Source organism: Saccharothrix luteola (genome assembly GCF_020859565.1).
In the GTDB taxonomy this organism is placed as follows: domain Bacteria; phylum Actinomycetota; class Actinomycetes; order Mycobacteriales; family Pseudonocardiaceae; genus Actinosynnema; species Actinosynnema luteola.
The window spans coordinates 88,270-97,939 of sequence record NZ_JAJHUO010000039.1; the positions used below are offsets into that span (position 1 = coordinate 88,270).

The 9,670-nt window shown below is 65.6% G+C and carries 10 protein-coding genes; 3 read left to right on the forward strand and 7 right to left on the reverse strand.

All coding sequences use genetic code 11. The features are described from left to right. Positions 1 to 264: 264 nt before the first annotated feature. From LNK82_RS40360 to LNK82_RS40390, 7 genes are all read right to left on the reverse strand, one after another. The gene (locus tag LNK82_RS40360; RefSeq protein WP_230572143.1) at positions 265 to 999 is read right to left on the reverse strand and encodes a nucleoside 2-deoxyribosyltransferase; all 735 of its coding nucleotides are present in this window, start codon (positions 997 to 999) and stop codon (positions 265 to 267) included. A gap of 131 nt (positions 1,000 to 1,130) precedes the next feature. Next, the gene (locus tag LNK82_RS40365) at positions 1,131 to 1,847 is read right to left on the reverse strand and encodes a uracil-DNA glycosylase family protein (RefSeq protein ID WP_230572144.1); all 717 of its coding nucleotides are present in this window, start codon (positions 1,845 to 1,847) and stop codon (positions 1,131 to 1,133) included. A gap of 135 nt (positions 1,848 to 1,982) precedes the next feature. Continuing rightward, a complete protein-coding gene (locus tag LNK82_RS40370; RefSeq protein ID WP_230572145.1) occupies positions 1,983 to 3,233 on the reverse strand; it encodes a class I SAM-dependent methyltransferase in 1,251 nt (416 codons plus the stop codon). A gap of 130 nt (positions 3,234 to 3,363) precedes the next feature. Continuing rightward, entirely contained in the window at positions 3,364 to 4,134 is a 771-nt protein-coding gene (locus LNK82_RS40375) for a methyltransferase domain-containing protein (RefSeq protein WP_230572146.1), read from the reverse strand. 578 nt (positions 4,135 to 4,712) lie between these two features. Further along, positions 4,713 to 5,063: a hypothetical protein gene (locus LNK82_RS40380; protein ID WP_230572154.1), complete on the reverse strand. Its 351-nt coding sequence runs from the start codon at positions 5,061 to 5,063 to the stop codon at positions 4,713 to 4,715. Next, positions 5,056 to 5,364 (reverse strand): hypothetical protein, encoded by a 309-nt coding sequence (locus tag LNK82_RS40385; protein WP_230572147.1) that lies wholly within the window; start codon positions 5,362 to 5,364, stop codon positions 5,056 to 5,058. The genes LNK82_RS40380 and LNK82_RS40385 overlap by 8 nt, the downstream gene beginning before the upstream one ends. A gap of 5 nt (positions 5,365 to 5,369) precedes the next feature. Further along, positions 5,370 to 5,912, reverse strand: coding sequence for a DUF4254 domain-containing protein (locus LNK82_RS40390; RefSeq protein ID WP_230572148.1), 543 nt, complete (start codon positions 5,910 to 5,912; stop codon positions 5,370 to 5,372). A 206-nt stretch (positions 5,913 to 6,118) separates the two neighbouring features. Here LNK82_RS40390 and LNK82_RS40395 point away from each other — a divergent pair, with 206 nt between their 5' ends. The 3 genes from LNK82_RS40395 to LNK82_RS40405 all read left to right on the forward strand — a co-directional run bounded on the left by LNK82_RS40395 (position 6,119) and on the right by LNK82_RS40405 (position 9,006). Next, entirely contained in the window at positions 6,119 to 7,486 is a 1,368-nt protein-coding gene (locus LNK82_RS40395) for a helix-turn-helix domain-containing protein (protein WP_230572149.1), read from the forward strand. Between the two features lie 231 nt (positions 7,487 to 7,717). Continuing rightward, entirely contained in the window at positions 7,718 to 8,581 is an 864-nt protein-coding gene (locus LNK82_RS40400) for a DddA-like double-stranded DNA deaminase toxin (protein ID WP_230572150.1), read from the forward strand. Then, the gene (locus LNK82_RS40405) at positions 8,578 to 9,006 is read left to right on the forward strand and encodes an Imm1 family immunity protein (RefSeq protein WP_230572151.1); all 429 of its coding nucleotides are present in this window, start codon (positions 8,578 to 8,580) and stop codon (positions 9,004 to 9,006) included. The genes LNK82_RS40400 and LNK82_RS40405 overlap by 4 nt, the downstream gene beginning before the upstream one ends. The last annotated feature ends 664 nt before the right edge of the window (positions 9,007 to 9,670 follow it).

Sequence of the window (9,670 nt, forward strand, 5' to 3'; positions counted from 1 at the left end):
AGCTCCTAGTTTGATGACGACGTCGCCAACCTGTGACCGACTGCAGGCCCGCGCGGGCCGTAACCAGTTGCGACACGATCCAGGCCGGGTATCCCATTGTCGGAATTCGCCGCCCCGGTCAAGCCTTGACCACCTACTGCGAGACGCTCCTGGAGTGGACTGACCTTCGACAGAACCAGCGAGTCGGCCGGCGACCCCGGCGGCGAGTACCTCTGACCGATGCGCGCCTGTTCGATCCTTGGCTGCAGTCGCAGGCAGCGGCGCTCAGGCTTCCAGGCCGACCTCGTAGGGAAAGAAGACGGACAGGCCGACGGGCTCCTCTGTGAAAATAACCCTCTTGCCGAGCGCGGAGACAAACCCGAGCTCAAACATCGTGCCCTTTCCGACAATGCCGCCGGGGTTGCACACAATAATTGCATCGGATTGGCCGAACTGGGCCATATGGTGGTACTTGTGCCGCCACGTGTCGCGTTCATTCTTGAGGAGATCCTGGTAGTCGAAGAGGATGAAGTCGGTGCCTTCGGTCTCCGGTTTGATTTTCGTGGTCAAAGGGCTCAGTACGGCGGCACCCTTTTCGCGCAGTCGGGCGATGACGTCCTCGATGTACCGGAGGGAGTTTTGGAAGCTGCCGCATACGGCAACTTTCCGGAACTCCCGACGAATGACGCCCTCAAGGATGCGGGTAGAACCGTCTGTGGACCGTCCGGCCTCGGCGTAGAATTGCTCCAGTTCGGGTCCTACGATGTTGAAGTACAGGCCGGTGTCGACATAGAAACTGTTGACCAAACTGGCCGCATCCGCTTGTGAGAGCCGTTGAAAGACCCCGGTCGCGTACACTCGGATGCTCTTGTGGTCGACAAATTCCGCGAAACTGCTTACCCTGTCGAAGGACTCGCAAGTCAAGTCTGCCAACGCTCCGGATGGGAGACTCCCCTCAAATGTCTGCGGCTGTCTTTCGAATAATGTCAACACGCCGCTCCGGGCGTGGTAGAGGCTCACGCAATCTGATTCGAAGTGGACCAGGGCCCTGCTGTCTGTTGTCAATGTGCCGTCCCCTTGCACTCTCAAAACGCTTTGCGTCGAACGACCGTCAATCGCCCCGCGCACCATGGAGGTCGTCCACGCGGCAGCTAGTACCTTCCGTCGCGTAGGGCGCCGACGTACTTCTCGATGAACTCGTCCTTTCTTCCCGAATTGTATTGGGTAATAAAGCGCGGATGCTCCAAGGGGACGATCTTTTCGAAGAAGTGCTCCTCCGTGTTGACTTGTGACAGAAACTTGAAGTTTTCGCCGCTCCCGATGCAATAGCACACCGATGTGTCGGTTCCAAATTCCAGCTGTCGTTTCAAGGTTTTTACGATGAACGGGCGGAGGCTCTCCGTCAACTTCTTGGTTTCGTAGTAGTTGGCGTTGACCTCGCGTCCTTCGGCGTTCGTCCTCGACACGCCAAGGGGGCATACGAAACTCATGACGAAGTCGGTATAGAACCTGTCGCGTCCACCGTAGCGACTGATGACGTCGTCTAGAAACCCGGTCGAGACCCTGCTTATCCCGTAGCCCTCGATTTTGATACCGCTTTGACTCTTGAGAAGCTCGGCATCCGCAAAAGGAACGCCCGTCACGGCCGTGCCACGTCGAGCGGGCGAACTCCCCAGAACCAGACGGCGCGGCTGATGGTCGTCGTAGAACCTCCGATAGAAGGAAGTTGTCACCTCTCGAACATGCCCCTTCAGCGGTCCGCTGAACGGATTGATGACGTTGAACCCAGCGGGGACCTCGACGGCTGTCGTGGCAAGCTCCTCGTTGAACTGTAGTACCCGATCGGCGACAGTCGCCCGACCGCTCATCGCATGAGTCCTTCCGTTGATGCCGAGTGGAATTGCCCTCAACAAGCCCGATCGCACCTGGCTGTAGTGCGACTCGGCCTTCCGTAGAAGTCGTGGACGTCCTTCACGTGACCGCCTGACGGAGCACGATCGCCGTCACGTGGCGACCCCTGACAGGTATATCTCGGTTTCTGTCGCGGTCATTCGGATGTCTTCGAACCCAACATTGCCCAACTCCGCGCGAATCGACCGCGCAGAATTCAGCCCGCGATATAGGTCCACGAAATCAGTGTCCGGGAGGATAAGGCCCGGAACTACGCTGTTCTCCCGCTCGGTGGACAGGAAGCCATTGGCCACGGAGACGATTATTGCCGCACCGGGTTTAAGGATCCTGTGTGCCTCCGACGCCGCTCTAGCCGGGTCGAAGAACGACGAGTTGTAGGTTCTCAAGGAGACATACAGATCGTAGTGGTCTTCCGGGAGGGCGGACAGGTCGTCGGCACTGGAGACGATTACCCTTGACAATGGAACTCGCTGTTGGGCACTATGCAGTCCGCTTTGCGCGATGTCGACGAAGGTGATCTGTGGGCAATCCGAGAACAACGTTTCTGCTTCGTGCCCCCCTCCGACGCCGACGTTGAGGATATTGGCCGTAGGCAGAGGCATTGTGGCTGAACTCTTATAGACCGATTTAAACTCCTCGGCCCAATTCGGGTTGACAGACCGGGCGTCGTTTGTATAGTCGTAAGAGCCGTACTTCGCGTCAAATGCTTCAGACAGCGCATCGTATACGGCTCGATCAGCCACCTCGTGCTCGACCCTGTACCTCTTGCAGATAAGAGAAGCCAGTGCAAACCTCTGCCTATGCGTATTGACTTCGCTCCTGCTCAGAGTGAACCCTTTGGAGCCCAAGCTGGAGTACACCGCCTCACCAATGCGGTGCTTGAAGTAGTAGGGGTTGCACACGATACTTTGCTCGCTCACTGCGTAGAGCCGGCGGTTCTGTTTGAGGATTTCACGCTGCAAATCGTCAGGGAAGCGGTACACCTCCCGTGAGGTAGTGGCGGGGTCGTCATCGAGGTAAGTGGTCAGCGCTGGATCCGGTAGGCCGATATAGATTTTGTCGACGCGCACCTCCTTCAATAATTCTGCGAGGTCAAAGGAGTGGTCTCCTGACAGCGTGTTGATTGTCAGGTATAAGGTGTGCGCCCTGGATTCGCCAAGTTCTTGTAGCTTGCGTCGCAAGATGTGATACCAGGATGCGCCGCGTTCTTCGCCCTCGAATGCGGGGCAGATCAACCGGTCGTCTTCAGACACCAGGGCAACGCCGACCTTCCGGCCTGGTTGTGGAGCCCTCTCCGCGAGACCAATGGCGTAATTCATCCAGTAAGCGCTGTTGGGATTCATCTGGGTCTCGACCCCCCGCGTCGGTGGTGTGCAGGTATTGCGCAGCGCAATGAATAGTTGAGGACCCTGGCAGTGCGGCGTAATGGCCGGGGCTTGCACGGCTCGACCGTGTAGCGGGCGGACGGAAACGTCAAGGTGTGTGGTCTTGGCGTGAAGTCAGGAGTGTGCGTGGCGCGGTATGCCTAAACGTGAGTGTCCCTCCGGGGTTGATTTGGATTACCACATGGCGATCGTCGTCCGGGCCACCCTGTCTTGTTACTCCGCCCGAACGGAGTAGATGGCAGGGGACGGCGGCAGTGCGCGACCGATCCTGCTTACCTGGCGGCGACGAGCGTGGGTCGCTGCCCTCGGTTCCCTCGCGGGGCGGTCGGCGCGCACCGAGCCGGACGACGATCCTGCCGTCCTCCACCAGCTGCTCCCACGATGCCCGCGGCAGATCCCACGCGGCGACGGTGACGATGATCCGGTCGAACGGCGCGTGCCGGGGCACTCCGTGCTCGGCGTCCGCTTCCACCGCGTTCACGGCGTGATACCCGGCCGCGGTCAGGCAGGCGCGTGCTCGGGTCATCACCTCGGGGTCGATGTCGACCGTGATGACCTGGCCGGTCGGACCGACCAGCTCGGCGATCAGCGCCGCGTTGTAGCCGCCGGAGCCGATTTCCAACACCCGCATGCCCGGCTGGATGTCGGCCGGCTCCAGCATCATCGCCCGGATGTGCGGGGCCGACCCCGTACTGACGGCTTCGCCCTCGTCGTTCCACTTGGTCAGCAGCGTGCCCTGGACCGCATACGCCTTGTCCAGCGGCTCGCCGGGGCCGAACAGGTGCCGTGGCACCCTCGACAGAGCGGCGATCACGGCGTCGCTGCGCGCCGCACCCATGTCGTGCAACTGGTCGACCATCGCCCGACGCAGCGCCTCAGGGCTGGAGCCCGCAGCTTCCGCACCAGCATCAATGTCACTTGCGGTGTGCACCGGTCACCTTTCCAAACGTTCGCTGCCGCCCGTATAGATCGCACGGGTGCCGACTTTTCATCACACTTGGCAGATCACGTCGTCCGGCTGTACTCGCAACGGCCTTTCGCAACGACTATCGGCACCGCCGGTCCGGGAGCCGTCCGGAGGCTCGTCCGAGTCCGAGGGGCCTGGTAGAGCCGGCCCCGCGCGTCGAGGTCAGATGCGTTTGCGGGGCCAGCCATGAAGGCTGTGTCCTGTTCGTCCCGACGTAGGAGGGAGCGGTCCGGGTCGGGAGCGGTGTCGATCACGAAGTCCTCGCTTGTGCCTACAAATATGAGCGTCGCTCATTGTTGGCGGTCGGATTCCGGTAGACCGTATCGCCGTGATCACTGACCGCAATCATGCGGTGGTGCTTCCCATGACTGTCTTACGAGGGCCTTGACCGGTGGCACTTGTGTCTTTCGCGACCGGCGTGGGCCTGTGGTCCGGGAGGTGGGGGAACGCCGCGGAGCGTTCCCCCACCTCTAGCAGCCCGCCGACGGTGCGCCCGTGGTCTGGTCAGCGGGGGTGGCGTGTCGAGCCGCGCCGGTCGGGGGCGCGGCGGGCTCGTCGGCGATCAGGTGCCGGTGGGCGGTGGCCCAGACCCGGCAACTCGGGGTGCGACCGCGTCGCCACCAGGGGCGGCAGGGGCAGCGGCCCTGGGAGTCGGGCCGGTGTTGCTCGATTAGGTCACGCACGGTGGCCGTCAACTTCAGGAGTTCGCTGGCCAGGATCGACGCTCGGGTGTGGTCGTCGCCGAGGGCCAGCAGGCGTTCGAGGTAGTCCAGGTGGTCGGTGATGCCGCCGTGCAGGCTGGCGGCCAGGACTTCATCCATCTGTGGCTCCCGGCATGTCCAAGGTCTGCTGGTCGAAGGAGGCTGGAGCGGGTGGCCACAGGACCGGGTGCAGGTCCAGCGGCACGAGGTAGCCGACGGGGATGCCCAGAGCCGCCAGGTCGCGGGCCGCTCTGTCGAACGGGCCGCAGGGCCACGGCTGGTCCCGACATACCGCGCAGCGTGCGTGCTGCTCGGGTGGCGGCAGGTGCGCGGCGACGGCGTCGATGGCGTCGCTGGCCCGGCCCAGCGGGCTGTCGGCGGCCACCGCCAGTGCCACGCTCGCGCGCCACTGCTCGGCCATGACGGCTACAGGTCCACGATCCCCGGTGCGGTCGTTGGCAGTCGTCGGCGTCCGCTGCGCAGGTCGACCAGCAGGTCGTCGTAGGCGTTGGACAGGGCCGCGACGTCGTCCATCGCGGCTTGCGTGTCGTGCCTGACCGGTGGACGGCGGGCGGCGGGCGCGGCCCGGCGCAACTGCTGCCAGTGCGCCCAGGTCACGGCCATGCGGTCCACGAGCCGGCCGAGGGTCTCGGTGTGCAGTAGCGCCGCCTGTGACGGTTCGGGCACCGTCTCGGCGGCCCAGCGGTCGATCTGCTCGATCAGCGTCACGCGGGCCCGGGCGCAGTCCATCAAGGCCCGAGCGCAGGCCGCGAGCACGGCGTCGTTGGCCTGTGCCTCCTGGGCCGTCTGGAGCGCTTCGGCGCGTTCCTGGTGGCGGCGGGCCAGGATCGCGACCACCACCAGCATCGGGTGGTCGTCGGTCGGGTGTTCGGCGCCGAAGGCCCGCGTGATGTCGCGCCCGGCGGGCAGCAGCAGTGTCTCGTTCGGGTGCAGTGTCGCGGTGACCACGGCGTCCACCTCCGGGTGAAGGATCAGAGCAGGTCAAGCGGTACGTCCCCGACGGTGCCGCAGTTCTGCGGGCCGCCGGAAGACGGCGAGGTGTCGTGCATCGCTGATCGCTCCTGATCACTGCGGCTGATCAGCTTGGCTGATCACAGCGATACAGGAGCTGCGGATGCCCGCTACCGTGGCGATGGACGAGTTGTGGAGGGCCCATGAACGTCACCGGCGGTGACCGGCCGATTGACCCGGTCGTGTGGCATGGCCGCGAGATGCGCGAGGCGCTCGCCCGGCGTGACATCGGCCGGGTCTATCAGCTCTTACGGCGGTTCGGGGTGTCCCAACGTCAGATCGCCGCCTGCACGGGGCAGAACCAGTCCGAAATCTCGGCGATCACCAACGGGCGTCAGGTCCAGGCGTACGACGTGCTGGAACGCATCGCCGACGGCCTCGGCGTTCCGCGGGGTTACATGGGTCTGGCGTACACCGATGAGGCGGCCCACAGCGCGGCGGTCGCTTCAGGTCTCCACCGCACGAAGGACGACTTCATGCTCGAACGTCGCGGCTTTCTCGGCCTGATCAGCAAGATCGTCATGGGGGCTGCCCTCACCCAAGCCGAGGTGAACCTGCTCGCCGTAGGCCCGGCCACCACAGCGATCCCCAACCGGGTGGGCGCGACCGACGTCGACCAGGTGCGCGCCCTGACCGCGGCGCTGCGCTCCTACGACGCCACGCACGGAGGCGGCGCCTGCCGCGACGCCATCCTCGCTCACACCCACTGGGCGCAGTCGCTGCTGAACGCCTCGGCCACCGACGACGTCAAGGCGAACCTGCTGTCCGCGATCGCGGAGGCCAAGACACTGGCCGGGTGGACCGCCCACGACCTCGGGCTGAAACACGACGCCCGCCGTTGGCTCGGTCAAGCCGTCCACGACACCCAGGAAGCGGGCGACCCCGCCCACACCGCAATCGTGCTCTACCACCTGGGACGCGTTCCCCTGGACAACGACGACCCGGACGAAGCGCTCAAGCTCTTCCAACTCGGCCAGATCGCCGCACAAGACTCCCACTCCTCGGTCGCGGTCTCCCTGCTGCTCACCCACGAAGCGCTGGCCTACGCGCACCTCGGAGACACCCGGCAGGCCATGACCGCCCTGCGCCGCGCCGAGGACGAATACGCCCACGCCACCCCAGACCAGCACCAAGAGTTCCTGCGGTTCTTCGACCACGCCGCCTTGCAGACCAGCGCCGCTCGCGTCCACAGCCGCCTCGGACTCACCGACGCCGCGCACCGCGAACTGGCGGTGGAACGTCTCCAGCGCGCACTCGACGAAGCACCCGCCGATCGCATGCGCCAGCGCGCGTTCAACCTCACGTGGATGGCAGCGTGCACCCTCGCCGAGGGCGACCTCGCCAGCGGGGTCGAGTTCGGCCACCAGGCCCTCGACGCCGTGCGGGTCATCCAGTCGACCAGGCTGCTCGACAACCTCAAGCCGCTGGAAGACGCGGCCGGACGGCACACGACCGCCAGCGACGTGCAGCAACTTCACCACGAAATCCAGCTACTGCGCTCGGCCGCCTGATGCTCCCCTCTCCGATGAACGTCGCATGTCAACGCAGATCATCGCTCCGTATCCGGTAGGTACGGGACAGGGCGTCCACAAGCTGCGCGGCGTCCCGACGTACCGCCGTCCACTGCCGGGAGCTCATCGCGGGTGCTGCCGCAGTACAAGCCGGGCAGGTCGACGCCTGCCCTGTCCGCGCCGGGGTGTACCGACAGTCGGCACCGGAAGGCTCGACCACCAGGGTGAGGCATGAGCCGCACCGCCCGGTTGAGCGTGGCCGAACGCAAGGCGGACGAGGCGATGGCAGCGGTGCGGCACGCCGAGCAGCTGTGGTCCGATGCCTACACCGTTCTGCTGGAGGCGCTGCGAGGATCGACACGCCACGACCTGGCTGACGAGTGGGCCGCCCTGGGAGCCGATGACGACGTCGACCCTGAAGACCCGTTCGGCCCGCTGGTTGGCGTGTTCGCGGCGTGGCGGAAGGCACTGGACGCGCTCCTGGCCCGGCTCGGCGAACCCCTCCCGAGCGAAGCCGTGCGCAGCGGCACTGCACCACCGGCAGCGGTGCGGGCGCGGACGCCGCGGCAACGACCCGACGCCGCGCAAACGCTCGAACCGGCTCCTGCTCGGACACGACAGCTCCAGCCGGAGGTGGTCGACCATGCCACCGCCCGGGACGGCTCCCGCTACCCGGCGCAGGCACAGTGGGCCGTGGACGACCTGCCTCGCCGGGTGCGGCGCGGTGCCGAGGGCGAGAAGACCGTGGGCAGGGTGCGCGTGGGCGAGATCGACCACGGCACCATGACCTCGGGCCGGGACGGCACCTGGACTCCGGCCGTCGACGCCCGCATGGCTCGGCTCGGCATCGTCACGCCCATGCGGTTGGGCAGGCACGTGGAGATGAAGGCCGCACAGCTGCTGGTGGACACCCCGGCCGCCCACGCCGAACTCGTGATCAATCACCAGACGTGCGGCTCGCCGGGCTTCCAACTCGATACGGCCGCCTGCCACCAGGTGCTGCCCAGGTACCTTCCGCGAGGCAAGACGCTGACCGTGTACGGCACGACGGCCGACGGCCTGCCGTTCGCCGAGACCTACGAGGGACACGCATGACCGCGACCGAGGACACCAGCCTGTGGGGCGAGCACACCGGCCAAGTCATTGTCGACGTCACCGCCTACGCCGCACCCGAGGACCTGACCAGCCGGTTGCTGGCCGCCAACACCACCACCGGTGCGGACATCGGCCGCGCGTGGCTGCTTCGGGCCGGCGCCACCGACGACCTGCCCACGCTCGCGGTCGGGATGCGCGGCGAGGTCGGCGCCCTGGAGTGGATCGACGCCGCGGGCGGTGGTCGATTCGTCCCCGCCGACGGGCTCAATCCCGACTGGGCGGAGTACTTCCTGTGGGGCGGCATCGACCAGGGCATGCCACCGCACGCCGAACTCCCGGTGCAGCGCGTACTGCAGGCCGTGTCGGATTTCGCTCGGACCCGTCTACGGCCCACGAGCGTGGACTGGATACCCGAGACGGTGTAGCGGCCACGATCGACGTCGGACCCGTCGATCCGTCCGCGCCGCCCGTCACCGCGCCTGGTGCGCAGCGGCTGCGGGGCTGAGGAGAGCCTCGCTCCGAGTCTGAACGTGGCGGCCCGCTCGGCGCAACACAGGTTCGGCTGATCCCGCGAGACGGGTGCCGTTAGTCAGGCGCGTGTGGTGCCCTCGGTGTTCCACGAGCCGGTCGAGCAGGCCGTCCTAGTGACCGACGGTAGGCAGCGGTGGAATCGGCTGACCAACGTGGCTGAGTTCGCGTGCCGAGTGAACTGCGCCTGCACCACGGCGTCGCGCCACGTGCGCAGCGCGAGGTCGCAATGATGCGGACTATGAGGCGGTACACGGGCTGGAAGACCCGCTCCATGCCGGTCGGCATCAGCGTGGGCTGGCTGCACGCGGATCCGCATCCTCGATGTGGCCGACCACACCAGCGACCCCGTCCAGCTGATGCGTGTGTGCGGCATCGCGACCACCACCGCGGTCTACTACGTCCACACCGCCCACGCTGAACACTTCACCGGATGGCTATGAAGGCCACAACCGACCGCAGATGTCGGTCGGTTCTGACCGCACTTCCCGATCAAGTGCATGATCAATGTCGGTGAGTTTCGACCGCACTTGTGGATCACTGCAACAGCTCGGGCGAGTG

What these genes read in the sequence shown, in the direction of transcription:
- LNK82_RS40365 (WP_230572144.1), bottom strand. Translation starts at nt 1,847, where the DNA reads ATGAGCGGTCGGGCGACTGTCGCCGATCGGGTACTACAGTTCAACGAG.
- LNK82_RS40370 (WP_230572145.1), bottom strand. Translation starts at nt 3,233, where the DNA reads ATGAATCCCAACAGCGCTTACTGGATGAATTACGCCATTGGTCTCGCG.
- LNK82_RS40375 (WP_230572146.1), bottom strand. Translation starts at nt 4,134, where the DNA reads ATGGTCGACCAGTTGCACGACATGGGTGCGGCGCGCAGCGACGCCGTG.
- LNK82_RS40380 (WP_230572154.1), bottom strand. Translation starts at nt 5,063, where the DNA reads ATGGATGAAGTCCTGGCCGCCAGCCTGCACGGCGGCATCACCGACCAC.
- LNK82_RS40385 (WP_230572147.1), bottom strand. Translation starts at nt 5,364, where the DNA reads ATGGCCGAGCAGTGGCGCGCGAGCGTGGCACTGGCGGTGGCCGCCGAC.
- LNK82_RS40395 (WP_230572149.1), top strand. Translation starts at nt 6,119, where the DNA reads ATGAACGTCACCGGCGGTGACCGGCCGATTGACCCGGTCGTGTGGCAT.
- LNK82_RS40400 (WP_230572150.1), top strand. Translation starts at nt 7,718, where the DNA reads ATGAGCCGCACCGCCCGGTTGAGCGTGGCCGAACGCAAGGCGGACGAG.
- LNK82_RS40405 (WP_230572151.1), top strand. Translation starts at nt 8,578, where the DNA reads ATGACCGCGACCGAGGACACCAGCCTGTGGGGCGAGCACACCGGCCAA.